Genomic DNA, 24,315 nt, shown 5'->3' with positions numbered 1-24,315 from the left:
CGCCCGCCGTACCCGCCAGCGCCGGGCGCGCGAGGCGTCAGCGGCTCAGGAAGAAGGCGAGCACCCCGAGCGCCAGCCCGATCACCAGCGCCAGCGGCACCACGAGCTTGACCATCCACAGGTCCGTCGGGCGCGCCGGCGGGCGGCGGTCGCGCCGGACCGGCGCCGGCGCGATCTCGATGACGCTCTCGGCCGAGGACCGCGAGGGCGGCCGTGGCGGCGCGGCGGCGGTCGCGCCGGCGCCTCGCGGCGCGTCCGGCCGGGGGGACGGCGCGCGGGCGCCCGCGGCGGGGAAGAGCGGCCCGAAGGCCTTGCGATCGTGGATCACGACGTCGCTCGCCGGCGGATCGCTCGTCGGCGCGACGAGCCGCCGCACCGCCGGGAGCGTGCGCGAGAGGTCGTCCGACGTCGGTCCGGCCGGCGCCTCGCGCGGGAGGGCGACGCCAGGGAGCGTCGCGGCGAGCGACAGGATCGCGCTCGACGGCGGCCCTTCCGTCAGCGGCGCCTCGCGGAACACGGATTTCGCCAGCGCCTCGCCCCGCTGCGCCGGCGGCGGCATGTCGCCCTCGCGCATCGGCGGCGCGGCCGTCATGGAGCTCCGGAGCGACGGCGGCATCGCCACCTCAAGGGTCGGAGCGTCCTCGGGCGCGCTCGTCCGGGCGGCCGGGAGCAGCGCGGAAGGCAGGTGGGGGAGGAGCCGCTCGAGCTCGTCGCGCAGCTCGGCCGCGCTCTGCTGGCGCTGGTTCGGCCACTTCGCGAGCGCGGTGAGGATGATCGCCTCGAGGGCAGGGTGGATCTGCGGCAGGAACTGGCTCGGCGCGGGCGGCGGCTTCCGGAGGTGATCCATCGCCACCTCCCACGCGGCGGCCGTCGGCGGGAAGGGGAGCCGGCCCGTGACGAGCAGGAACAGGAGCACCCCGCACGCGTACACGTCGCTGCGCCCGTCGATGACGTCGCCGCGGCACTGCTCCGGGGACATGTACGCGGGCGTGCCGACGACCACGCCGACCGTGGTGACCGAGCCCCAGACGCTGATGGGCGCGCTGTTCGGCCCGTCGTCGCCGGACCGGCCGTTCCTCTCGACCATCTTCGCGATCCCGAAGTCGAGCACCTTCACGCGCTCGACCGACGGATCCGCCGGATCCCGCACGACCATCACGTTCTCGGGCTTGAGATCGCGGTGCACGATGCCGCGCGCGTGGGCCGCGGCGAGGGCGTCGGTGATGCCGATCAGGAACCGCGCGGCGCGGGCCTCGGAGAAGCGGCGCTCGGCGAGCAGGACCTCGAACAGGTCCTGCCCGGCGACGAGCTCCATCACGATGTACGGCAGGTGCCCTTCCACGCCCGAGTCGAGGATCTGCACCGTGTTCGGGTGGTGGAGGCGCGACGCCGCCTTCGCCTCCCGGTAGAAGCGGGTGACGAACGTCTCGTCGCCGAGCAGCTGCGGGTGCATGATCTTGATGGCGACGTCGCGCGGCTCCGCGTCCTGCTCGCCGCGGTAGACCGCCGCCATCGCGCCCTCGCCGATGAACCCGGTGACGCGGAAGCGCCCTGCGATCGTCTTGCCGATGAGTTGCGGGCCGGCGCTCATGGGCGAGACTTCACCATAAAGTCCACGGAAAGAGCTACCCCGGCCTTCGCGATCTACGGCTTCGCCGGCGCGGGGCGGGGCTCGCCCTTCGCTCCGAGGATCGCCTCCAGGACCGGCCGCGACCCCTGCACGGCGGTGCGCTGCGAGTAGAAATGGAGCCCGCGCAGGCCGCCGAGCTCCTCGCCGCCGCCGGCGCGCCCTGGGCCGCCGTGGATCGTCTGAGGGAGGACGGTGCCCGGGCCTGGCGCCTGATCGGCGATCTTCTCGCTGCCGAGCAGGACGCGGCCGTGGTACGGCGCGACGCCGAGCAGCACCTCCGCCGCGAAGGCGCGGTCGTCGCTGTAGACGGAGCAGACGAGGCTCCCGCGGCCCCGGCGCAGCAGCGCCACGGCGTGCGCCGCGCCGCCGTCGTACGGGAAGAGCGTGGCGACGGGGCCGAAGACCTCGTGCTCGTGCGCGGCGGGCGCGCCGTCGGGGCCGCTCGCGACGAGCAGCGTCGGCGGCACGAAGTACCCCTTGCCCGGGGGCACCCCGATCGCTTCGAAGGGCCCGGCGCCGCCAAGCGCCACCGCGGCATCCGCGGCCAGGCGCTCGATGCCCGCGCGCACGCCACGGAGCTGGTCGGCCGTGGTCAGCGGACCGACCGTGACGCCGTCCTGCGTGGGATCGCCGACCCGCGCGTCGCGGAGGCGGTCGACGAGGTCGTCGCGCACGGCGTCGACGACGGCCGCGGGCGCGAAGATGCGGCGGATCGCCGTGCACTTCTGGCCGGCCTTCTGGGTGATGTCGCGCACGACGTCGCGCAGGAACATCGCGTACGTCTCGGAGCCGGGGGCGGCGTCGGGGCCGAGGACGGCGCCGTTCAGGCTGTCGGCCTCGACGTTCACGCGGACGCCCTCCCGCGCGAGGCCCGGCATGAGCCGGAGCGCGGCGCCGGTGGCGCTCGATCCGGTGAAGGCGAGGACGTCCTCGCCGCCGAGGTGCGCGAGGAGATCGCCAGGCGGGCCGGCGACGAAGGAGAGCGCGCCGCGCGGCAGCGGGGCGCGCTCGGTGAAGATCTTCATCAGCCGGAGCGCGACGAGCGCGGTGCTGGTCGCGGGCTTCGTGATGGCGGGCATCCCCGCGAGGAGCGCGCAGGCGGCCTTCTCCGCGAGCCCCCACGCGGGGAAGTTGAAGGCGTTGATGTGCACTGCGACGCCGGGGCGCGGGACGAGGATGTGCTGGCCGAAGAAGCGCGGCGAGCGCCCGAGCTGCACGCCGTCGCCGTCCGTGAGCAGCCGCGCGTCGCCGAGCTGGGCGCCGAGGTCGGCGTAGTAGGCGAGCGTGCCGATCGCGCCGTCGACGTCGAACTTGGCGTCGCCGCGCGTGTTGCCGCCGTTGCGGATGGCGACGTCGATGAGCGCGTCGCGCTCGGCGTGCGCGGCGCGCGACATGGCGCGGAGCAGCTCGCCGCGCTCCGCGAACGTGAGCGCGCGGAGCGCGGGTCCGCCCTCGGCGCGCGCGAACGCGGCCGCGGCCGCGAGGTCGAGGCCGTCCGTGCTCGTCTCGGCGAGCGGCTCCTCGGTCGCGGGGTTGACGAGCACGTGCGGCGCGCCCTGGCCGGCGCGCCACTGACCTTGGACGTAGCTCTCGAGCCGCTCCATCGGGCGCGTAGCCTACTCGCGCGGTCGCTCGGCACAACCCCCGCGCCGGGCGGCGCGCGGCGCTGCGGTCGCGCTCGGCGCGCGCCGGGTCGCGGCCGCGCTCGGCGCTGCGGTCGCGCTCGGTGCGCGCCGGGTCGCGGCCGCGCTCGGCGCGCGCACGTCCTGCGCGCACCTCATCTGCACGAGGCGGACGAGAGCAGCGCCGTGATCTTCGCCTTCACCACCTCGAACTCCTTCACCGCGAGATCGAGCTCGGCCTCGCGCTGCCTGCGGCCGGACTCGACAAGATCGAAGCTCGTCGCGGTGCCGGCCTCGAACGCGACCTGCGTGAGGCGCGCGGTCTCGCGCGCGAGGTCGCGCGACTGCTCGGCGACCGCGCGCGCCTGCTCGGCGACGGCGACGCCCCGGACCGCCTGCGTCGTCTCGAGCCCCGCGGTGCGCTCCACCGCCCCGAGGCGAACCCGCTGCTGCTCGACCACGGCCCGGTTGATCTCGAGATCGCCGTAGCGCGCCCCGCCGTCCCAGAGGGGGACGGTGAGCACGGCGCCGATGGACCACCCCCAGGACCGCGCCCGGCGGGTGGACTCGTCCCCGAGCGAGGTCTGAGCGCTCAGCGTGCTCGACAGATCGACGTACGGGGCGAACGCGAGCTTCGCGTCGGTGAGGTTGCGCTCCGCGATCTCGAGCTCGGCCCGGGCGGCGCGGACGTCGGCGCGCTGATCCGAGCGCGCCTCGGCGCACTGCGACTGCACCTCCGCCGCGATCGCGTTCAGCGAGAAGCCCTGCGGGACGCCGACCTCGCCGCGCTCGCCCAGCACGGCCCCGAGCGCCTCCCGCGCCTTGCGCAGCGCCTCGTCGCCGGACACGAGCGTCGCGCGGGCGAGCGCGACGTCCTGCTCCGCGCGGACGACATCGAGCTTCGTGCCGGTGCCGAGCCGCTCGCGCCGCCGGGTCAGCTCGAGCCGCTCGAGCGCGCTGCGCAGGCCGACCCGGTTGATCTCGCTGACCCGCTCGGCCGTGACGATCGAGACGACGGCGTCCGCCGCGGCGCCGACGGTGATGCGGCGGCGATCCTCCAGGCTCAGCCTGGCGACGTCCACCGAGCGCCTGGCGGTGCCGATGCCGTACCAGGCGCGCGGGGCGAGGACGGGCTGACGGAGCGTGAGCGACGCCGTGAGGGTCGTCGGAGCAATCTCGATATCCTGGCGCGCGCCCGACGGATCCTCGGGGGGGGGCACGAAGCCCGACGGGAGACGCTCGGCGCTGCCGCCCGCCAGCTTGTGATTCACATCACCGCGCGCGTCGAGGCTCGGGAGCGCCGCCGCGAGCGCCCGCCGCGCGACCCCCTCGGCGCGGGCGACCTCCTGCACGGCGATGGCGAAGTCGACCGACCGCTGCTCGATCATCGCGCGCGCGTCGTTCCAGCTCGCCAGCGTGCGCGCCGGCGGGGGGAGCGGCGCGAGCGCCGGGTCGTTCACCTCGATGCGCTGCGGCATCGCCGCCGGCGCGGCGGCCGCCGTCGGGGGCGCCGCCGCTGGGGCTGCTGCGGGCGCCCGCTGGCCCGGCCGCGCCTGAGCCTGCTGGCCCGGTCGACCCTGGGGGGGCGCCGGCTGCGCGAGGGCGACGCCTTGGCACAGGGCGAGGACGGCGAGGTGGCTGACAGCGACCATGCGGAGCCGGCGATGGAGCATGCGCGACTCGATGCGCCGGACAGGGCGCGACGACAAGCCCGAAGCGGGCAGGGGCGCGCTCCCGCCCTGTGCGCGTGTGCGAAACCGTGGGCGCGGCGAGCCCCCGCCGTGGGTCACGGTCGTGGCGACGAAACGCGGATGCGCCACTATTCTGGACCACCGATGCCAAGCCGGTTGCCCCCGATCGACATCTGCCTCGGCTGCGGGACGCGGCGGCGATGCGGCCCCGCGGACCCCTGCGCTCGTTGCGGCGAGCCGCCTCACCGCGCCGTGTGGCGGCGGTCCGAGCCGCGGGGCGCGTCGCCGAAGATCGAGCTGTTCCTGAGCGCGATCACGAGCGGGCTGCTGCTCGCGTACACGGCGCTCTACGGGTTGCTCCTCTCGGGCCTGGCCGGGGCCGCGGACGACTCCCTGCCGGCCGCGGCGCTGTTCGCCGCGAGCGTCCTGCTCGGCGCGAGGCTCGCGCGGTGGATCGTGCGGTCGCTGTTCGATCTCTGGGGCACGACGTGGGCTTACTGCTCGGCCGACGGCGCCCGCCGGGGGAGCGTGCGCACGCTCCTCGGGTGGTACGGCGCCGGCGAGGGCGTGAGCCTGACGGGGTTCCACCCGACGAGCGCGGGCTCGACGCTCTTCTGTTCCTCGGACGCGATCGAGGCGGGGCTCCCCGTCGTCGCCGCGAACCTCTCGCGCATCGCGGGTGCCAAGGGCGGCGACGCGTTCTCGCCGTTCGAGGTGCTGATGCTCAGCGCCTTCACCGGCCTCGTCGCGCGCGGCGAGGCGACCATCAGCAGGGCCACGGCGGTGCGCTGGCGGAAGGGCTGGCTCGGCGCCGCGCGGCGCGGCGCGGCCATGCCGATGTTCACGATCGAGCGCTGCGGCGACCGCGAGGAGGGCAGCGCGATCGAGCGCGAGATCCTCTCGGCGCTGCAAGCGAAGGCGGACGGCCTCGCGCTCCTCGCGGAGCCCTCGCCGCCGGGGGGCTACCGCGACGCCGCGTGGCGGCCGCCGCCCGCGCGGCTCTGCATCGAGGAGGTGCTGTGCCCCCGCGCGCTCGCGCTGGCGGCGAGGGCGCTCCGGAAGGAGCCCCGCGGCGGCGCTCCGGTCGCGGTCGCCGCGGCGCTCGACGAGTTCGGCAAGCGCGACCCCGCCCGGATGAGCCACCTCCGCGTGCTGCTCGCGGAGCAGCACCGCCGCACGTTGTCAGCGTGATGGGCGCGTGATCTGCGCGTGAGCGGCGGCGCGGCGCTCAGTGCCAGACGCCGATGCCGGCGCTCACGCTGTCGTAGCGAGGCGCGAAATCCATGGACGCCTGCAGCGTCAAGGCGGTGTCGGGGACCAGGCCCCAGAAGGTCGTCGACAGCACGCGGACGTCCGCGCCGAACGTGAAGTGCTGCCGGCCGACACGCCCGCCCCCCAGGCGCCCGAAGCGGTTCGGCTCGTAGTAGCTGCCGAACCGCGTGTGCACGCGGCCCGGGATCGGCTCCGTCTCGATCCCGAACCGCGGCGAGAAGCTCACGTGCGCGCCCGAGGTGCCCACCGCCGACGGGCCGTGCTCGCTCCCGGGCTGCTTCTGCGCCAGGAAGCGCTCCAGGCTCACCCCGTTCGACACAGGGCCCGTGACGAGGAGCTCCGCCGTGATGAGCAGGTGCTCGCGCGGCCAGTTCCAGTAGCGGGCGCGCCGCTCCGCCTCGAGGACGGCCGGCCCCGCGGCGAGCTCGCGCTCGTCGGCGGCGCGCTCGCGCGCCCGTTCCATCGTGAAGACGCGCTCGCGCCGCGCGCGCTCCTCCGGGTCGTGGATGGCGCCGAGCTCGCGCTCCCTCCGCTCCTCCCGCGCGGCCTGCCTGCGCGCGACGGCCTCGCGGAGCTCCCGCTCCTGCACGTGCGGATCGATCCACGCCGGGTTGAGCGGGCGCGGTCCGACCTGCACCGCGAGCCCGACCTCGAGCTCCCAGGGGAGGACCACCTCGTTCGGCAGGATCAGCCCGCCGGCGCGGCGGACCTTCCCGTCCATCACCACGCCCTCGCCGAGCAAGCCGCCGCCGTTCACCGGGAAGCGGAACGTGGCGCCGAGGCGGTAGGAGGCCCAGTCGGGGCGCACGAGCACCCCGAGCTCCGGGGAGATGCCCGCGATGGTCAGGTCGGTCTGCTCGGCGCCGAGGTTGAGCGTCACCGCGCGCGCGCCGGCGCCCAGCACGAGCGCGTCGCCGAGGAGGCGGACGCCGCCGAGGAAATGGTACTTGCCGATCACGACCGTGGTCTCGGCGCCGGCCTCGTCCGTCAGGGAGTACCGCTGCAGCTCGGCGTTGACCCCGACGCCGAAGTCGCCCGCCTGGAGCTGGCCGCCGAGGGTCAGGTACACGAAATTCGAGTAATCGAGATCGATGTCGCCGCTGTTGTCGAAGTCGTTGTTCTCGAAGAGCTCGATGGGCAGCGAGATCGACGCGGCCACGTCCCACTCGAACCAGCGCATGCTGAACGGCTCGCGGAGCGCGGGCGCCGCGGCGTTGGCGACCATGCCGGCGATCCCCTCGGCGTAGCCGGCGTAAGCGCCGGCGATCCCGGTCACGCGCAGCGGCGCCAGGATGGGCCCCTGGAAGAGGTCGATGGTGTAGGCGTTGTCCTGGAGCGGCTGAGCCAGCGCGGCCCCGGGGAGGCCCAGGAGGAGGGCCAGCGCGGAGAGCGCCGCAGCGGATCGGCGGGCGATGATGCGGAGCGCCGCGGTCATGTCGGTCACCTCGCGCTGCTCCCGTCCAACAGCATCTCGTCGCGCCCGCGGCGAGGTGATAGCACTGGCCCGCAAGGAAGGGACCGCAGAAGCGGAGCCCGACCGGCGGCGGCCGCGCACCCCAGCCCGCCCGAGGAATCGCAGCTCTCATGCCCGCTCAAGCTCCCGCGCCCATCGCTCCCGCCCCGGCCGTGCCAGGGACCGAGGCGCGAGCGCGCCCTCCTGGAGCGCGGCGCCGCCCTGGTGGGCCCCGCGCCCGTGGCCGGCGCATCGCCCTGGTCGCGTACTACAGCTTCGCCGCGCTCATCATCACCTCGTGCACCCTCCAGCTGATCCGGCAGGTCTTCTTTCTGTCGGCCGCGCCGTCGCCCTACGCGAGCTGCGAGGAGGGCCTCCTGGCGCTCGTCCGGGCCGTCGAGCGCGCCAGGGAGGCCGCCCCCGGGACCGACGGGGAGGACGCCGCCCTCGCCCGGTTCAGGAGCACGCTCGCTCCGGCGTGGACTTACCGGGACGGGGTGGCCGCCTCGTGCCGGGGCTCTGAGGACAACGAGCGCGCTCTCGACGCCATCGAGCGGCTCCGCTATGCGGAGGAGCACGCAGCGCGGCGCGAGGCAGGCGATCTGGCTCCGCTGCGGCGGCGGGTCCGGGCGATCGTCGATGGCCAGCTTGGGCCCGCGTCCCCGAGATAATACCCCGACGCGGCGATCACGCAGGACGATATGACCGACATGACCGTTCCTTCTCCCCCTGCCGCAGTGGCGGGTGAAGCGCAGACCGGCGACAAGCCCCAGCCGCCGCCTACCTTCGATGTGCTGCCCCTGTCGTCCGAGCTGCGCGAGACCCTCGCGGAGATTGGCTACGTCCACCCGACGCCGGTGCAGCTCGCCGTCTGGGAGCCGGTGACGCGCGGGCGCGACGCCGTCGTGCAGGCGCGCACCGGCACCGGCAAGACGGCGGCGTTCGGGCTCCCGATCGTCGATCACGCCGTGAAGCGCTCGCTCGCTCAGGCGCAGGTGCTCGCGCTGTGCCCGACGCGGGAACTCGCGCTCCAGGTCTCGGCGGAGGTCGAGCGCCTCGGCAAGCGCAAGGGCATCAAGGTGGTCGCCGTGTACGGCGGCGCGCCGATGCAGCGGCAGATCGACGCGCTCGCCGCGGGCGCGCAGGTCATCGTCGGCACGCCGGGCCGCGTGCTCGACCACCTGCGTCGCGGGACCATCGTCGCCAAGCACATCCGGCTGCTCGTGCTCGACGAGTGCGACGAGATGCTCTCGATGGGCTTCGAGCGCGAGCTCACCGCGATCCTCGCCGAGCTGCCGCCGGAGCGGCAGACGCTCCTGTTCTCGGCGACGCTCCCGCCCGACATCGAGCGCATCGCGCGCAGCAAGCTGCGGTCGCCCGAGTTCATCACCCTCTCGGGCGACGCCGTCGGCGCGCTCCAGATCCAGCACTTCGTCTACCTGATCACGGGCGACAAGCTGACCTCCCTCGTCCGCATCATCGAGGTCGAGAACCCCGAGAACGCGGTCGTCTTCTGCAACACCAAGGACGAGACCGAGGCGGTCGCCGGGGCGCTGAAGCGCCAGGGCTACGACGCCGACTGGCTGAACGGCGATCTGCCGCAGTCCGATCGCGAGAAGGTGATGAGCGCGACGCGCGAGGGGCGCCTGCGCTTCCTCGTCGCCACCGACGTGGCCGCGCGCGGCATCGACATCTCGCACCTCACGCACGTCATCAACTACGACTTCCCGCAGGACGCCGAGGCGTACGTGCACCGCACCGGCCGCACCGGCCGCGCGGGCCGCACCGGCACGGCGATCGCGCTGATCACGCCGCAGGACGTCGGGCCGCTCTACATCCTCCGGCTGACGTACAAGATCCGCCCGCTCGAGAAGCAGCTCCCCACGGAGGGGGAGCTCAAGACGCGCGCCGAGGCCGATCTCGTGGCGATGCTCGCCGAGGCGTTCCTGTCGAAGGGCACGCACCGCGACGATCTCTCGCTCGCGCGCCGGCTGCTCACGCACGACCAGGCCGAGGCGATCGTGGCGGGCCTCCTGCGCGATCACCTCGGCGCGCGGCCGACGGCGCAAGAGGAGGCGAGCGCCGCGCGGCGCGCCCAGCAGCCGCAGCGCGCGGCGGCGCGCGACAGCGAGGGGCGCGGCACGGATCCGTCGACCAAGCCCGAGCCGGCGGCGCGCGGGCGGGCAGCGCGGGACGCGACCCCCCGCGCGGCCGACTCGGCCGAGCCGCGCTCGCCCGAGACGGAGCGCAGCGAGCTCGCGCGCGAGGGCGATCGTGACAGGGGGCGGGAGCGCGATCGGCGATCGCTGCGCCTCCGCCGGGACGAGGGGCGGCGAGGCCCTCGCGGCGCGGACGCGCCCGGGGGGGAAGAGCCCCGCCGGCCCGAGGGGGCGCGGGCGCGCGACGACGGCCCCGTCTCGGTCGAGCCGCTCACGCGGCCGGAGCCGCTGATGCGGATCGAGCCGCCGCGAGGCGAGGGCGGGTCGGGCCGCGGCCCGGAGCGCCTGCGCGAAAGGCCTGCCGCGACGCTGCTGTCGGCGCGCCGCGGCGCTGGCGCCGCCGGCGCCGCGCCGGGCAAGCCTCACGGCGGCGCGGCGGGACAGCCGTTCTCGCGCCACGCCGACTTCACCATGTGGCAGCCGCCCGAAGAGGAGGGCGACGACGAGCCGATCCTCGGCGAGCCTCCGTCGCCGGCGCCCGGCTCGCCTGTGTCGCGCGGCGGCGATCGAGAGCGCGCGAGCGGCGCCGTGCCGTCGGCCCCCGGCGAGGCCGCGGTCGAGATCGAGAGCGACGAGGCCGGCGAAGCGCCGCGCGCCGAGCCCGCGCGCGACGAGGCGGACGGAGAGTTCGTCGAGGTCTTCATCAACCTCGGCCGCCGCGACGGCGCGCGCGCGGCGGATTTCCAGCGCGCGCTCATCGAGCGGGGCGGGATGGCCAAGGGGGACATCCGGCGCATCCGGGTGCGCGAGCGCAACGCGTTCGTCAGCGTCCCGAAGGCCGAGCTCGCGCGGGTCGTGGCCACGCTGAACGGCGCGACGATCGCGGGCAAGGAGGCGCGCGCGGAGCAGGCTCGTGAGCGCACGTCAAGCGCCGAAGAGGTGGCGGAGGACGCCTGAGCGCGGGTCGTGCGAATCGTCGCGAGAGCGTCGGTCCGCCGCCACATGGCGGCGGAGCGGGCTCCACGCGGCGTTTCGCGCGGTTCCGCGCCGCGCAAGACACCGCCCGCCGGCGCACGTCGATGGTACGTCGGTGAGGGCTTGCGTGCGACGTCGTCCAGGCGTCGCCTCTCGGCGCGCAACGCGCTAGCCAAGCTCGCCCACTGGTCGTATCACGGAAGGGATGGGGCGCAGTGGAGCGGAGGACATCGACCGGCTTCGACGGGACATCGATCGAGCGCTTGCTGACAAGCTCGACGCGGACAGGGTTCTCCCGCTGCTCGCGCGCCTGGCCCGCGCGACGTCGCCCGGGAGCGAGCCGTGGCTCTACGCGCACCGCCACCTCGCGGAGATGGGCGTGGAGCACGATCCGTGGCGCGCCGCGCTCTTCGCGCGCCGCGTGCTGCAGTTCCACGAGGAGGACGACGGCGCCTGGGCGGTGCTCGGCCTGGCGCAGTCGCTGCTCGGCAACTACCGCTACGCCGCGCGCGCCTACGAGCGCGCGCTGGCCATCGTGCCCGAGAACCCGTGGTACGCGCACAACCTGGGGCACCTCTACGACGTCGCGCTGAACCGCCCGCACGACGCCTTGCCGCTCCTGGCGCAGGCCACCGAGGCGCAGACAGGCGAGGCCGACATCGCCGCGAGCTACGCGCACGCGCTCGCCCGATGCGGCAAGCTGGTGCTCGCCAAGAAGATCTTGAAGCGCGCCATCCGTCACGGGGCGACCGCGGATCAGATGGCGCTGTGGCGCTGGCTCGACGCGGGCGCTCCGACCACGGGCGAGAGCGGCCCGGACCCTCAGCGCCCGGCCGACTCGAAGCGCAAGGCCAAGCGACGGCGCGCTCGCGAGCGTCAGAGCCTCGGCGATTGAGTTCGGTCGTCCCGCGCGTGGCTCCGGTCACGCGATCCGCGCTGGTGAACAGCCCGCGTCGCATGGGGGGAACCTCACGTGAGCTCCGGCCCTCTCCATCCGCACATCCGAGGAGCGGAAGCAGAAGGTGCGCGCCGACCGAGCTCGGCTGCGCTGCGACGCGGCATAGGCTGCTGCTGGCGTGGTCGATCGTGACGCGGGGCACGGGCGCAGTTGTGCGGACACGGGCTACCTCGGCTGGGCGACGGTGGATGCCGTCGCCACAAGCGACACGCATGGCAGACGCGAAGCTTGACGGTGGGTTGCCCGGTTGGCGATAAGCTGTGTTTCTCGACTGGTGCTGGACACGGTCCCCGCTCGGGACAGGGCACCCTGCGAGGAGAAGAAATGAGCGTCACGAGCGTGCAAAGGACGGACAGGACGGCGAAGAGCCACGCGCTCTCCGCGGCCGTCTCGTTTGGCCCGCGCGGCTCATCCTCCCGGCACGCGCATGTGGAGCGATCCTGCAAGGGGATCCGCCGCGCCGCGCACCGGAGGGACGCGCTGCCTAGCGCCACGCACGGCGCGCGCGGGCTTACGACGGGGAGTTCGCGATGAGCGAAGAAGCTCTGCGGCAAGAGATTGCGAGGCTCACGGAGCGCATCGCGACGCTCGAGCAGCAGATCGAGGGGCACGAGCGCGCGGCGAAGGAGCAGGCCGCGCAGCTCGACCGGGCGACGCGCGAGGCGCGCGAGCGCGGCGAGCAGCTGGCCCGATCGGACGAGGAGCTGCGGCGACAGGCTGGCATCTTCAAGCTCGTGCTCGACAGCATGGCGGACGGCGTCGCCGTCGTTGACGACAGGGGCGAGCTCCTGATGCGCAACCCGGCCGCGGAGCACATGCTCGGCCGCGCGCCGCTCGACCTCACCTCGGGGGACGACGTGGGGCCCGGCGACGCCACGCTGTTCTTCCCCGATCGCGCGACCCCCTGGCCGATGTCCGAGCACCCGCTGTCGCGCGCGCTGCGCGGCGAGACGGTCGATCAGGTCGAGCTCTTCGCGAGGAAGTCCGCCGACCAGGACGCGCGGATCGCCCGTCGATCCAACGGTGTGGCGGGCGGCGCGATGCCGACCCTCGCGCCCACCGCGGGGCCGCAGGGGGACGATGTCGAGCCGCGGTCGGTCCGCGTGCCTTCGCTGTTCACCGAGCCGCGCATCGAGCACGGACCGGTGTCCGGCCTGTTCCTGACGGTCAGCGCCAGCCCGATGCGGGGCAAGGACGGGTCGATCTCCGGGGCCGTCGCCGTGTTCCGCGACGCGACCGAGAAGAAGCGCCTCATCGAGGATCTCGAGGCGAAGAACCGCGATCTCGTGGAGAGCGAGAGCGCCAAGGGCGAGCTCGTCGAGCGGCTCCGTTACGCGATCGACGAGATCTCGACGCCCATCCTCGAGCTGTGGGACGACGTCCTGGCGCTGCCGATTATCGGCGTCGTCGACTCGCGCAGGAGCGCCCAGATCATGGAGCGGCTGCTCGACGAGATCGTCCGCCGCCAGTCGCGCTACGTCATCATCGACGTGACGGGCGTCGAGGTGATCGACACGCGGACGGCCGACCATTTCATGAAGCTGATGAAGGCGGTCGAGCTGCTCGGTGCGCGGTGTCGGATCACCGGCGTCAGGCCCGCCGTCGCGCAGACGATGGTCGAGCTCGGCATCAACCTCGGCACCGTGCGCGCAGCGCGCAACCTCAAGCATGCGCTGCGCGAGAGCATGGCGCTCGCCGGCCAGAAGCCGACGCCCGCGTCCCTCATGGGGGCCCGCCGCGGCGCGGCCAAAGACAACGAGAAGCAGACAGGACAGCCGTTCACCCCTGGCGGCCCACGGGCCGCCTTCGATCCGTCGGGCAGCGGTGCAATGACCACGACACAGCTGCAGCTCAGCGCGAGGAAGGAGACGTCCACTTGATGCAAGCGGGTAGGGTCCCCATCGTGGGCCTCTTCGGGAACTTAATCGTCTCGGTGCAGGGCGGGCTCACCGACGGCCAGGTGGAGCAGCTGCGCGACGACGTGACCGGGTCGATCGAAGCGCGATCGCCCCGCGGCCTCATCGTCGACCTCTCCGGTGTCGAGATTCTCGATAGCTATCTCACCCGCGCCATCCGTGACATCGCGCTCACGGCTCGGCTGATGGGCGTCCGGACGGCGGTGTGCGGCTTGCGCCCCGCGGTCGCGATCGCGCTCGTGGAGATGGATCTCGAGATCCCTGGCGTGGTGACGGCGCTCAACCTGGAGCGCGCCGTCGAGATGCTCGCGCCGTCCGCGGAGGACGACATGATGCCGCCGGAGCTCACGAACGAGGTGTCGCATGAAGATCCCTCCTCGTGACGGACCGCCCTCCAGCGGCGGCGCCACGGGGCCGCCGTCGAGCCGGTCCAGCGGACCGGTGTCGACGCGCATGCCGGGTACGCCGCAGTCGGCGCGCGGCCCCGTGCCGTCGTCTCCGCAGATCGTCGGCCGCTCGATCACCGATCAGATCGAGACGGTGCTGGCGCAGTTCCTCTCGCCTGCGGTGAGGAAGAGCGTCATCGACTGCGGGATCCGGCAGGCGAAGGTCGATCCGATGGTCGCGCGCGAGGGCGATCTCCGGCGCCTCCTCGTCGAGGTGAAGCGCGGGGTGAAGCTGTTCGTCCGCGACCAGGCGCAGCTCGATCGGTGTATCTCCGAGCTCGGCGAGCTCGACCACGCCGCCCCTGCGCCGCGCGAGATCACCATCGACGTGCGCAACGAGGAGGACGTGCTGCGCGCGCGGTCAGCCGGCCGCGAGCTCTGCATCGAGCACCTCGTCAGCGACGTCCTGCAGACGAAGATCGTTACGGCGATCTCCGAGCTCGGGCGCAACATCGTCAGGTACGCGGGCAGCGGACAGGTCGTCGTCCGCTCGCTCACCTCGCCGATGCGTGCGATCGAGATCATCGCGCAGGACAACGGGCCCGGGATCACGAACCTGCCGGAGATCCTGAGCGGCAAGTACCGCTCGCGTCACGGTATGGGCGCGGGCCTCCGCGGTACGAAGGCGCTGATGGATGCGTTCGACGTCAAGACGGCGCCCGGCGCGGGGACGACCGTGACGGTCAGGAAGTACCTCGGATGACGGTCGCTATCGGGACCGCGTGCTGCGTCGCCGCCGGCGAGGAGATCGCCGGCGACGAGGTGGTGGTGGTCCGACAGTCCCCCTGGGTGCTGATCGGCCTCGCCGACGGGCTCGGTCACGGTCCCCACGCCGCGCAGGCGGCCTCCGCGTTCTGCCGGTACGTGGAGGACCACGCGTCGATGCCGATCGAGGATCTCTTGACCGGGGCAGGGGAGCAGCTCGCGTCGACGCGCGGGGCCGCGGCTGCGCTCCTGCGCATCGACGAGAGCGTGGGCGAGCTCGAGTTCTCGGGCGTCGGCAACATCGCGATGAAGGCGATCACGCGGACGGCCATGCCGAGCTTCTGCTCGGCGGGGATCCTCGGGCGGCGCGTGCGGCGGCTCCGCAGCTTTCGCTTCCCCATCTCGCCCGGCGACGTCGTCCTGCTCCACTCCGACGGGATCTCCAGCGGCTTCGATCTCGGCGCGTTCCGCGACCTCGATCCCGAGGAGATGGCGCGCCGGATCGTCGACGTCCACAAGAAGTCGTTCGACGACGCGACGTGCGTCGTCGCCGTGGTCCGCGACAGGGGCGCGGCGTGACGCAGAGGTCCCCGCCCGCGTTCAGCATCCCCGTCACGCGCGAGGAGGATCGCTTCGCCTGCGCGGCCGAGGGCGCGCACATCGCGCGCTGGGCAGGGCTCTCGGAGCGCGCCCAGCACGAGCTCGCGATCGCGATCGCCGAGCTCGTGTCGAACGCGGTGCGCCACGGCGGCGGGGGGAGCATCAGCATCCGCGCGATCCGTGATGACACGCAGACGGGCGGTGGCCGGTGGGGCGTCGAGGTGATCGTGCGCGACTCCGGCCCAGGCCTGGACCCGAAGCTGGCGTTGCTCGAGGAGGTGGGGCCGAAGAGCGATCGCGGCCCGTCCTCGTCGAGCTCTGCGCGGCTGACGCCGAGGATGCCCGGTCAGGGGCTCGGCGTCGGGCTCGGCGCCGTGCATCGGCTGATGAGCTCCGTCATCATCCGCTCGTCACCCGGCATCAGCACCGAGATCATCGCCGTCAAGTGGAAGTAAGCGGCGCCCCGCGCGCCCACGCGGCGCGGTGGTCGTGGCGAGGAGCGCCCTCGCCCGATCAGTTGAGCTCTTTCTCGGTCCGCTCGTTCTGCTCGGCTTCGAGGAACGTCGCGGTGATCTCGCGCTCGAGCGCCAGGTTGATCTCGCGCTCCAGCGCCTCGATGCTGCCCGCGAGGCGGGCGACGTTGAGGGCGTAGACGAAGACCCGCGCGCACGGGTGGACGTCGGCGCTGCCGCGGAGGCCCCGCTCCCGCTCGTCGGCGTTGAGGCCGTCCAGGAGGACCAGCGCGCGGGGATCGACGCCCTCGGCCACGAGCTCCATCCCGGGCACGTCGGAGATGTAGAGCTCCGCCCCCTCGACGTAGCGCCGGAGCACGGGGTTGAGCGCGGCGACCGTCTTCTGCGCCAGTGTCACGAAGCCGTCGCGGCTCGGCGCCCAGGGGGGCATGCCGAGCTCGACGTCGAGCTCGCGGGAGCGCAGGAAGGCCTGCGTCGCGCCGCGGACGTCGCCCCGCTCGTCGCGGATGAGGCCGAGGTAGTAGTGGGCCTCGGCGTGCCGCGGGTCCTTGAGCGCCGCCTCCTCGATGAGCGCGGCGGCCTTGTCAGCCTGGCCGATCTCGTAGAACGCGCGGCCGACGAGGAAGGTGTGGTTCGGGTTGTCGTAGGGGCCCTCGGGGATCTTCGCCGCGACCTGGGCCGCCTCGTCGAGATCGCCCTTGCCGAGGAGCGCGTCGAACTTCAGGAGGAGCGCGTCGATGATCTCCTCGTCGACCTCGGCCAGATCCAGCGCCTGGTCGCACATCTCGATCGCCTGATCGAAATCGCCGAGCGGATGGATGTACACCTCGGCGGCGTTGAGCATCGCCTCCAGGTAGGTGTCATCGAGGGCGATCGCCTGGCGGTACGCCTCGATGGCCTCCTCGCCCTCGCCCTCGAGGGCCGCGACGAAGCCGAGCAGGTTGTGAGCCTCCGGCGAGTTTGGATCTAGCTCGAGCGCCCGCCGGGCCGACGCCTCTGCTCCGCGCGTGTCCCCGCGCTGGACGAGATCCCACCCGCGGTCGAGGTGCGCCGAGAACTGGTCCATGGCGGCTCCACAAGTGTGCGAAGGGGAGCCCCGAGTCAAGAGGGAGCCCTGTCAAAGCGACCGTTCAAGCTGTTGCGAGCACGACCCGCCCGGATTTCCAGCGACCGGCGGAGGCAGGGCGGCGGGCGGGCAGGCCCGCTGGCGGGCCCAGGCGAGGCGCGGCGCGGCTCCGACGCGCGCTCGTCCTCATGCGTCGCGGAGAGCCCGGTCCGGCGTCCTCATGCGTCGCGGAGAGCCCGGTCCGGCGTCCTCATGCGTCGCGGAGAGCCCGGTCCGGCCGGTCCACGAGCGGCCCGCGCGAGGTGGAGCGCACCGTGTTGCTGCGTCCTCGTCCGCGCGGCCGATCGGCGCGCGGCCCGCTCACTCGTGGATGGACACGAGCGTGCCGCGGTTCTCGGGCGTGGCCCAGACACCGTGCCAGCCGCGCGGGAGCCTGGGCTCGCTCCAGAAGAACACCTTCTTCGCGTCGAGCGGCGAGAGGTTCACGCAGCCGTGGCTCATCTCCCGGCCGAAGTTTCCGTGCCAGAAGGCGCCGTGGAGGGCGTACGAGCCGTCGTAATACGCGACGAACGGCACGTCCTCGATGCTGTAGGGCAGATCGCCCGCGACCGTGCCGTCGCCGTCCATCGTGGTCGCGATGTGCTTCTCGCGGATGCGGAACACCCCCGTGTGCGTGGGGTGATCCTTCTTCTTGTCCTTCGAGCGCCTCCCCGGCGAGATGAGCGCCGCGAAGACGGGCTTGTCGCCCTCGACCGCGACCAGCGTCTTGCGCGACAGGTTCACGTCGATCCATTTCTCGCCCGGCGCGAGATCCGACGGCGGGGCGCCGAGATCGGTGTACGTCCCGTCGGCGCCCTTCATCCACCAGCCCTCGGTGGTCTTCCGGTAGACCGTCGACTTGTGGGTGTGGGACTCGCCCGTGAGGCCGAACGCCGCGAAGCGCTCGAGCGAGCCGGCCACGGTGACGGACTTCTTCTCGGCGTCGAACTGGTACTTGCTCGCCGACTTCGCGAGGATGAAGCCGACCGACTTCGCGCCCTCGGGGAAGTCGATGCCCTGCGAGGCCGGCGGCTTGATGATGTACATGCGGTCGCTCGGCGCGACGAGGCCCGCGGTCGTCTTGTACCAGCTGCGGCCGTTCCAGCCGAAGGTCTTGTCGACCGCGACGAAGAAGCCCTTGACCATCCGCTTCGCGACCGTCGAGTCGGCGTCCTTGTCGAGATCGGCGAGCGTGACGTTGCGCGGCCTGCCCTTGTCGTCGACGTTCTCCCACCAGGGCTTCTCGGGCTCCTCCTCGACGGGCGCCGGCGCGATGCCGAGCGACGCGGCCTCGGCGACGGCCGCCGCCTTGTCCTCGACTGCAGCCGGATCCGCCGCGACCGCGGCCACCGGCGCGGGGTTTGCGGCGGCCTCTGCGCGAGCGGCGGCCGCCGCGGCGACCTCCTTCTCGGTCTCCTCGTAGAGCGCCTCGGCGCGCTGCTTCTCCTCTTCCTTCCGCTTGCGCTTCGCGGAGTCGAGGTACGGCTCGTAGCGCATCATCTCTTCCTTCGACGGGACGGAGCGGTAGAGGGGCGTGCCGTGCGTCGTGTTGAAGGCGTACTTGTACGGGAGGACGTCGTCGAGGTTCGGCGGCGTGATGCCGAGGCGGACCTGCGGGTTCGACAGGTCCGTCGTGGCCGACCTCCCGCAGACGTAGCCGCCGTCGAGGAGGCGGTACCATCCCTTGGCGCAGCTACCGCCCTTGATGGGCTTCGGATCGACCGGCACCTTGCCGCCGAGCCGGATGTAGCCGAGCCGCTGCTTGGAGAACTCCATCGTCGGATAGACCGCCGCCTGCGGCACGATCGAGCCGAGAAGCGGCCCCGTGTACGGCTTGTCGGGCGCGGGGGGCTCCGGGGCCTCGGAGGGCGCGGCGGCCGGGGCCTCCCTGGGCGCCTCGGCGGACGCGGCGGCGCGCGCGGAGGACGTCGGCGCGGGGCGGGGGAGGGACGAGGTCCGCTCGGGCGGCGAGTTGCCTTCGGTGGAGGGGCCGGGAGGGGCCTCGCCCTGGCATCCGCTCGCCCACGCCGCGGTGCCGGCGAAGGCCGCCGCGGCGACGAACCCGAGCACGCTGGACACGAGCGAGGTGCGCACGACGCCGCCGCCGGCGCGTCCGGCGCCCGGCGCCGGTTGCGGGTTCCGCAGGTCGTCGGTGCGGACATTGCCGCTGCCGTGCGATCGAGCGGGGTCCTTCTGCCCGCGGGGGCGGGGCGCCTGAGAGCGGTTCATCGCATCCACAGCGTTGGGCGAGGACCGGCCTTCCCGATCCTGGCGGTCTGATGATCGACCCGTAGGGTCGGGTCGGCTCGGCGGTCTTAGTACCTGGTCACTCACGTGTCGATCCACTTCTCTGCGGAGCGCGCGCCCCTCGATTTGGCGATGGCGGGCGCCGGGGCAGGCGGCATCGCATGACCATCGCCCGAGCGAACGACGTGCCACGGAGCAGCGACGCGCGGTGAGGGCGCGCTCCGGGGCTCGGATGCCGTTCGGACGGCTGCTGCTAGGGTACCGCCGTGGCGGAACGGACCCCGGGGCGTGGCTTGAACAACACGACGGAGGCCCAGCGCGTGGGCCGTGGCACCGCGGCGGTTCCGCTCGTTCGCGCCGCATCCAGGCGCGCGCTCGTCACCGCGGCCGTCGTCGCGGCGCTCCTGCACCTGCCCCTGCTCCCGACCCCGCTGTTCGCGTGGCTCGACGCGATGTTCGCGCTCCGGGGCGAGCTGGCCGACTACGACGCCGGCGAGACGATCGTGCCGATCGATCTGGATCTCCTCGCGGACGACCCCAGCGCGGTCGCGGCGGCGCCCTCCGCGAGCGGCGGTGAGGGGGCGCCTTCCGGGGCGGGCGCCGCCGCGCCCGCGACGCCGTCGCCCGCGACGCCGCCCACTGCGTCGGCGAGCGCCTCGCCGGAGGCGCCGGACGCGGGCGCGCCCGAACGGCCGCGCCGGAAGCCGCCGGGCGACGCAGGCCCGGACGCGTCGGGCGACGGGGGCACGGAGAACGACGGCGATCACCCGAACCTGCGGACCCCGCTGAGCGCCGCGGGCGCGCCGGGCAAGCTCGCGTCGAAGGATCCGAACGTCCAGGTGCTCATCGCCGGCGACCGGCTCCGCAGCCACGAGCTCGGCGCGTGGTTCGGCCGGATCCTGACGACCATCCCCCAGTGGCAGTCCTTCTTCAGCGACACCGCCGTCGACCCGATCCGGGACATCGACCACCTCCTCATTGCCGGGCCGCAGCTCCGCGACTCCAGCAAGGTCGTCGCGGTCATGGACTACCGGGCGCCCGAGGAGACCATGCGCGCGGCGGTCGACGTCATCGTGCAGCGATCGAACGGCTCGTGGATCGAAGACGCCCCCGTCCCCGCCGCCCGGGCCACCGCCGACCGCAGCAAGCGCATCTTCGCGATGGTCCCGGACCGGCGCCTGCTCGTGGTCCTTCCCGCTGCTGAAGAAGATCAGCTGTCCAAGTTGAAGTCCATGAAAGGATTCAACAAATCTTCGGCGGCAGGCATCGTCATCTCGATGCTCACGCCCGCGAACGCCTTCCGCGGGGTCCAGGCGATCCCGCGCAGCCTCGCGTGGATGCGGCTCACCGTCACGCCGACCAAGGATGGGGGCGCGGACCTCGCCCTCACGGCGGGCGATGAATCCGCTGAAGATGCGCTGGTTCACGCGCAGGAGCTCACGAAGACCTTGAACGCGATCCGGACCATCGACCTGGGGATCACGAGGATCGATGTGGTGGATGAGATCGCCTTCAACACCGACAGGAAGGTCATCTGGTCGAAGCTCCACGTCACGAACCGGCAGCTCAAGCTGATCATGGGGTTCGTGGAGAAGGCGCTTCTGGAGCAGGGCGGCGCGCGGAAGCCGTAGCGCGCCGGGGCGAGAGCGGCTGCGCCGGGGCGAGAGTGGCCGTGCCGGGGCGGAGTGCCGCCCGGGCCGCGCGGAACACTAGCCAAAGCGGCGGCGTTCAGTTAATCCGACCAGCCCGCGCCGATGACGCCCGAACACTCTCCGTACGCCGTGCTCGATGAGCTTGCCGGACACCCCCGCGGCGACGACCTCGCGCGGGTCGTCCACACCGCGGCCTTTGCCGCCGCGGATGAGCGGCGGACGACCCTGGAGGGCGGCCTCGCGGAGCTCGTCGACCGGGCGGGACTGTCGGTCGCCGACGCGGAGACCCGGTTCGGCAACGTGGTCCGGGCGCTCGAGCGCGGCACGAGCGAGGGCGCGGGGAGCGCGACCCGGGTGCTCCTGGCCACGCTGCTCGCGCGCGGGGTCGCTCTCTCACCGCCCGACGGGCCGGAGGCGGAGGGCCGCGTCGCCGAGGCGCTCGTCTGGCTGGCGACGTACACCTCCGTCGACGCGCTGACCGCGCTGGACGCCGCGCTGGGCGAGCGCGCCGCGGGCCTCTGGCGGTCGATCGCCGCGCTGGTGCGGCGCGCCGACCAGGGCGCGCTGCCGCAGCTCGGCCGGGCGGGCGCGATCATCGCCGCGGCGGCGGTGCGGGGGAGCACCTCGCCCGACGCGCGCGCCGAGGCCGCGGCGCTGGTGGACGACGTGCGCGATCCGATCGTGCGCTCGCTGCTGCGCGACGCGCTCTCGCCCGGCAGGCGGCCGAGCCGCGCGCCGAGCGCCAGCGGGGCCGCACAGGAGGGCGCCGGGGCCGCCGGGGACGAGAGGTGGGCGCCGGAGCGCGACGGCGGGGCGACGGCGCGGCTCGCGGGCGAGCTGTCACCGCCGCCGCGCGGGCCGGTGGCGCTCGTGCTGCTGGCGGCGACGGGGATCCTGCTCGTGATGCACGTCCTCCGGCTCGCCGGGCGGTTCCTTCTGCGGTACCGCCGGCCCGCCGCGCTCGAGGTCGGCCCGAAGGGCGTGACCGTCCGGAGCCGGACAGAGCTGTTCGGCCGGACGCTGCGGGAGCGGGAGACGTACATCCCGGTCGAGGCGCTCCTCCGGGCGACGCGCGAGGTGCGCTACCCGCGGCTCGCCCTCTACGCAGGGCTCGTCGCGCTGGGGTTGGGGACGTACCTGGGCATGTCGCTGCTCGTCGACGGCGCGCGCGCGGGCTCCCCGGAGCTGCTCGGCATGGGCGCGCTCGTCTTCGCCTTCGGCGCGGCGCTCGACTTCGGGCTGTCGCACCTGGAGACGGCGACGCGCGGTCGCTGCCGCGTGGTGCTCGTCCCGCGGAAGGGCCCGGGGGTCGCGCTCGCGGGGATCGAGCGCGACGCTGCGGACCTCGCGCTGGGCAAGCTGCCGCGCGCCTGAAACTTGGCCGGATCGCGCCGCCTCCGCTAGGCCGATCGGGCGAGGTGATGGCGATGCGCACGAAGACCGAAGCGATGGCGGGGCTCAGGCGGATGCTGCACGACATGCTGACCGCGCGGGAGGGCGGAGAGAGCGCTCCCCGCCTGGCGCGGGCGAAGGGCTGCGTCGACGGCGCGATGCGCGCGCTGCTCGACAGCGGGCAGGCGACCCGGAAAGAGCTCCTCGATCTCGTGGCCGCGGAGCGCGCGCGCGTGAGCGGCCCGGCGACGGCGGAGATCGGCGCGGCGTCGCTGGTCGCCTGACGGCGCGTCGGCGCCGATCACTGCTGCGGGCAGCTCGTGTTGCCGGCGAAATCCCAGCAGGCGCCGCTCACCCCGGCCGTGCCGTCGCTCCCGGGGGAGCCACCGAGCCCGGCGGAGCCGCCGTTGCCAGCCGTGCCTCCGGTGAACGGCACCTCGGCGGCCGCGGGGCTGGGCGTGACCTTGTAGGCGATGCCCACCGCGTGGCCGCCTCGGCCGCCGCCGCCAGCGCCGCCATCGCCGCCCGCACCGCCCTTGCCGCCCATGCAACCCGCGAGCGAGCCGGCGCCGGCGACGCGACTCCCCCCCTTGCCCCCCATGCCGCCCGAGCCACCGGGGCTTCCACCCCCGCCCTCGCCTCCATTGCCCGCCTTGCCGACGGCGATCGTCACATCGGTCAGCGCCAGCTTGGTCCCAAGACTGAGGATCCCGACGCTCGACCCGCCGGCCTTGCCACCGCCGCCTCCCGTTCCACCGCAGCCGCCGGCCCCTCCGCCGCCGCCGCTTGCGCCCGCGCCGTCGATGTAGCCACCTCCGCTGGCCATGCAGAAGCGTCCTGCTTTCGCGCCCCCGCCCCCGCCGCCGCCTTGACCGCGCGTCCCGTTGACGCCTGCGCCGCCGTCACCCCCGGTGACGCCGACCAGCGTCAGCGTGGTGCGGTCGCCCGCTGCGCCAGCGCTGCCGGAGGCGCCCCTCGCGCCGCTCGCGCCGTCCCTGCACTCGGTCGTCTCTCCCGTTCCCCCCGTCTGTCCGTGTCCGATGCCGCCGAGGCCGAGCTCGGTCGGGGAGACCGCCGGAGGCGTGCCGTCGCCACCGGTCTGCCCGCGCCCCTCATCCACCGCGGGTTGTCCTCCCAGGCCGCCGACGCCGCCGCTCGTTTCGCCGTCCTCGCACGTCGTCACGCCGGGCTGGCCGCTGTAGACCGCCACGAGGCACGCGCTCGAGACGTCCTCCAGCGCGTTCGCGCCGTCCTGCGCGACCGCCGGCGTCTCGCCGTTCGCGCCGTTCATCCCGTTGCCTGCGATGACGTCGACGTGATCGAGCTGCGCGTCGATGTCCGCGACCGCCACGCCGATCGACGACCCGCCCGTAGCCGTCGCGTTGGCCGCGCTGATCGTGAAGCTCCGCACCCGTGTTCCGCCCGCGTCCTCGGTCAGCGTGAGCGCCACCTTGTTCGCGGGCCCTCCGAGGGTGCTTCGCGCCGCCGGGCTCCACGTCCAGCCCGCGTTGCAGTCGAAGCCGCCGATCACCTCGATGGCCGCATTGACCGTGACGCTCTCCTCGAACACTCCGCTCGAGCACACGAGCACCCGCTTGCCGTTCGCGCTCGCGATCGCCTCCGAGAGCGACGCGTACGGCCTCGCCTTCGTCCCGTCTCCTCCGGACGCCGCGCCCGCGCTCGCGAACACCGCGCACCGGTCCACCACTGTGCTCGCGTCCTGGGTCGGGTCCGGCTCGCACGTGGGGCCAGGGTCGTTGCCGCCGCCCGTCGGCTCGGGGGGGCAGTACCTCGAGTCTTCCTTGCAATCCTCGGCGTAGGACAGCGGCCAGCACCCGGCGAGGTGCAGCGCCGCGACGGCCGACGCGGCGGGGAGCAGCCACAGAGAGAACGGGACGCCGATCCGCCGCCGCGCGGCGCGCCGCGCGGGCGCGCCGGCCTGGTCCTGCGCTCCACCGGATGGCGCAGATGCGTTGCTCACCGCGTTGCTGCTCGTTCGTTCCGTCGCTCTCATCGTCC

The 24,315-nt window shown here is 73.7% G+C and carries 19 protein-coding genes; 12 read left to right on the top strand and 7 right to left on the bottom strand.

All coding sequences use genetic code 11. The annotated features are described in order from the left end of the window. Positions 1-37 precede the first annotated feature (37 nt). From WMF19_RS20855 to WMF19_RS20845, 3 genes are all read right to left on the bottom strand, one after another. Complete coding sequence (locus tag WMF19_RS20855; protein WP_437900699.1) at positions 38-1,591, bottom strand: protein kinase domain-containing protein; 1,554 nt, start codon at positions 1,589-1,591, stop codon at positions 38-40. Between the two features lie 53 nt (positions 1,592-1,644). Then, positions 1,645-3,234: a 3,4-dehydroadipyl-CoA semialdehyde dehydrogenase gene (locus tag WMF19_RS20850; protein WP_437900698.1), complete on the bottom strand. Its 1,590-nt coding sequence runs from the start codon at positions 3,232-3,234 to the stop codon at positions 1,645-1,647. 173 nt (positions 3,235-3,407) lie between these two features. Continuing rightward, entirely contained in the window at positions 3,408-4,925 is a 1,518-nt protein-coding gene (locus WMF19_RS20845; protein ID WP_437900697.1) for a TolC family protein, read from the bottom strand. A 270-nt stretch (positions 4,926-5,195) separates the two neighbouring features. On the opposite strand from WMF19_RS20845, the gene WMF19_RS20840 reads away from it, so the two are divergent. Continuing rightward, entirely contained in the window at positions 5,196-6,134 is a 939-nt protein-coding gene (locus WMF19_RS20840) for a hypothetical protein (RefSeq protein WP_437900696.1), read from the top strand. A gap of 37 nt (positions 6,135-6,171) precedes the next feature. On the opposite strand, the gene WMF19_RS20835 is transcribed toward WMF19_RS20840, so the two are convergent. Continuing rightward, on the bottom strand, positions 6,172-7,650 hold the full coding sequence (locus tag WMF19_RS20835; RefSeq protein ID WP_437901653.1) for a hypothetical protein: 1,479 nt from the start codon (positions 7,648-7,650) through the stop codon (positions 6,172-6,174). A 149-nt stretch (positions 7,651-7,799) separates the two neighbouring features. Between WMF19_RS20835 and WMF19_RS20830 the strand changes: the two genes are divergently transcribed. The 8 genes from WMF19_RS20830 (at position 7,800) to WMF19_RS20795 (ending at position 15,882) form a co-directional block, all read left to right on the top strand. Further along, entirely contained in the window at positions 7,800-8,339 is a 540-nt protein-coding gene (locus WMF19_RS20830) for a hypothetical protein (RefSeq protein WP_437330312.1), read from the top strand. Positions 8,340-8,378: 39 nt separating this feature from the next. Further along, complete coding sequence (locus WMF19_RS20825; RefSeq protein WP_437900695.1) at positions 8,379-10,784, top strand: DEAD/DEAH box helicase; 2,406 nt, start codon at positions 8,379-8,381, stop codon at positions 10,782-10,784. Positions 10,785-11,007: 223 nt separating this feature from the next. Further along, positions 11,008-11,697, top strand: coding sequence for a hypothetical protein (locus WMF19_RS20820; protein WP_272099254.1), 690 nt, complete (start codon positions 11,008-11,010; stop codon positions 11,695-11,697). A gap of 593 nt (positions 11,698-12,290) precedes the next feature. Next, positions 12,291-13,640 (top strand): STAS domain-containing protein, encoded by a 1,350-nt coding sequence (locus WMF19_RS20815; protein WP_437900694.1) that lies wholly within the window; start codon positions 12,291-12,293, stop codon positions 13,638-13,640. Between the two features lie 23 nt (positions 13,641-13,663). After that, positions 13,664-14,059, top strand: a complete 396-nt coding sequence (locus tag WMF19_RS20810) for an STAS domain-containing protein (RefSeq protein ID WP_157906757.1) — start codon at positions 13,664-13,666, stop codon at positions 14,057-14,059. After that, the gene (locus WMF19_RS20805) at positions 14,040-14,825 is read left to right on the top strand and encodes an anti-sigma regulatory factor (protein ID WP_437900693.1); all 786 of its coding nucleotides are present in this window, start codon (positions 14,040-14,042) and stop codon (positions 14,823-14,825) included. The genes WMF19_RS20810 and WMF19_RS20805 overlap by 20 nt, the downstream gene beginning before the upstream one ends. Further along, positions 14,822-15,406, top strand: a complete 585-nt coding sequence (locus tag WMF19_RS20800) for a SpoIIE family protein phosphatase (RefSeq protein WP_437900692.1) — start codon at positions 14,822-14,824, stop codon at positions 15,404-15,406. The genes WMF19_RS20805 and WMF19_RS20800 overlap by 4 nt, the downstream gene beginning before the upstream one ends. Further along, complete coding sequence (locus tag WMF19_RS20795) at positions 15,403-15,882, top strand: ATP-binding protein (RefSeq protein WP_437900691.1); 480 nt, start codon at positions 15,403-15,405, stop codon at positions 15,880-15,882. Before WMF19_RS20800 ends, WMF19_RS20795 begins: the two co-directional genes overlap by 4 nt. 58 nt (positions 15,883-15,940) lie before the next feature. On the opposite strand, the gene WMF19_RS20790 is transcribed toward WMF19_RS20795, so the two are convergent. Continuing rightward, positions 15,941-16,966 (bottom strand): tetratricopeptide repeat protein, encoded by a 1,026-nt coding sequence (locus tag WMF19_RS20790; protein WP_272099242.1) that lies wholly within the window; start codon positions 16,964-16,966, stop codon positions 15,941-15,943. A 360-nt stretch (positions 16,967-17,326) separates the two neighbouring features. Continuing rightward, complete coding sequence (locus WMF19_RS20785) at positions 17,327-19,234, bottom strand: L,D-transpeptidase (protein ID WP_437900690.1); 1,908 nt, start codon at positions 19,232-19,234, stop codon at positions 17,327-17,329. Positions 19,235-19,518: 284 nt separating this feature from the next. Here WMF19_RS20785 and WMF19_RS20780 point away from each other — a divergent pair, with 284 nt between their 5' ends. From WMF19_RS20780 to WMF19_RS20770, 3 genes are all read left to right on the top strand, one after another. Next, positions 19,519-20,883 (top strand): hypothetical protein, encoded by a 1,365-nt coding sequence (locus WMF19_RS20780; protein WP_437900689.1) that lies wholly within the window; start codon positions 19,519-19,521, stop codon positions 20,881-20,883. 123 nt (positions 20,884-21,006) lie between these two features. Next, positions 21,007-22,278, top strand: a complete 1,272-nt coding sequence (locus WMF19_RS20775) for a hypothetical protein (RefSeq protein ID WP_437900688.1) — start codon at positions 21,007-21,009, stop codon at positions 22,276-22,278. 53 nt (positions 22,279-22,331) lie between these two features. After that, entirely contained in the window at positions 22,332-22,580 is a 249-nt protein-coding gene (locus WMF19_RS20770; RefSeq protein ID WP_437900687.1) for a hypothetical protein, read from the top strand. A gap of 17 nt (positions 22,581-22,597) precedes the next feature. On the opposite strand, the gene WMF19_RS20765 is transcribed toward WMF19_RS20770, so the two are convergent. After that, positions 22,598-24,277 carry a hypothetical protein gene (locus tag WMF19_RS20765; RefSeq protein WP_437900686.1) on the bottom strand — a complete coding sequence of 560 codons (1,680 nt, stop codon included), beginning with the start codon at positions 24,275-24,277 and terminating at the stop codon, positions 22,598-22,600. Between the last annotated feature and the right edge of the window lie 38 nt (positions 24,278-24,315).

The organism is Sorangium sp. So ce124 (assembly GCF_051525235.1).
Taxonomy (GTDB): Bacteria; Myxococcota_A; Polyangia; order Polyangiales; family Polyangiaceae; genus Sorangium; species Sorangium atrum.
This window is presented reverse-complemented; position numbering and strand designations above follow the sequence as displayed.

Bases quoted from the DNA above. Each gene is read 5' to 3' on its own strand.
- WMF19_RS20855 (WP_437900699.1), bottom strand. From the start codon at position 1,591: ATGAGCGCCGGCCCGCAACTCATCGGCAAGACGATCGCAGGGCGCTTC.
- WMF19_RS20850 (WP_437900698.1), bottom strand. From the start codon at position 3,234: ATGGAGCGGCTCGAGAGCTACGTCCAAGGTCAGTGGCGCGCCGGCCAG.
- WMF19_RS20845 (WP_437900697.1), bottom strand. From the start codon at position 4,925: ATGCTCCATCGCCGGCTCCGCATGGTCGCTGTCAGCCACCTCGCCGTC.
- WMF19_RS20835 (WP_437901653.1), bottom strand. From the start codon at position 7,650: ATGACCGCGGCGCTCCGCATCATCGCCCGCCGATCCGCTGCGGCGCTC.
- WMF19_RS20830 (WP_437330312.1), top strand. From the start codon at position 7,800: ATGCCCGCTCAAGCTCCCGCGCCCATCGCTCCCGCCCCGGCCGTGCCA.
- WMF19_RS20825 (WP_437900695.1), top strand. From the start codon at position 8,379: ATGACCGTTCCTTCTCCCCCTGCCGCAGTGGCGGGTGAAGCGCAGACC.
- WMF19_RS20820 (WP_272099254.1), top strand. From the start codon at position 11,008: ATGGGGCGCAGTGGAGCGGAGGACATCGACCGGCTTCGACGGGACATC.
- WMF19_RS20815 (WP_437900694.1), top strand. From the start codon at position 12,291: ATGAGCGAAGAAGCTCTGCGGCAAGAGATTGCGAGGCTCACGGAGCGC.
- WMF19_RS20805 (WP_437900693.1), top strand. From the start codon at position 14,040: ATGAAGATCCCTCCTCGTGACGGACCGCCCTCCAGCGGCGGCGCCACG.
- WMF19_RS20800 (WP_437900692.1), top strand. From the start codon at position 14,822: ATGACGGTCGCTATCGGGACCGCGTGCTGCGTCGCCGCCGGCGAGGAG.
- WMF19_RS20790 (WP_272099242.1), bottom strand. From the start codon at position 16,966: ATGGACCAGTTCTCGGCGCACCTCGACCGCGGGTGGGATCTCGTCCAG.
- WMF19_RS20785 (WP_437900690.1), bottom strand. From the start codon at position 19,234: ATGAACCGCTCTCAGGCGCCCCGCCCCCGCGGGCAGAAGGACCCCGCT.
- WMF19_RS20775 (WP_437900688.1), top strand. From the start codon at position 21,007: ATGACGCCCGAACACTCTCCGTACGCCGTGCTCGATGAGCTTGCCGGA.
- WMF19_RS20770 (WP_437900687.1), top strand. From the start codon at position 22,332: ATGCGCACGAAGACCGAAGCGATGGCGGGGCTCAGGCGGATGCTGCAC.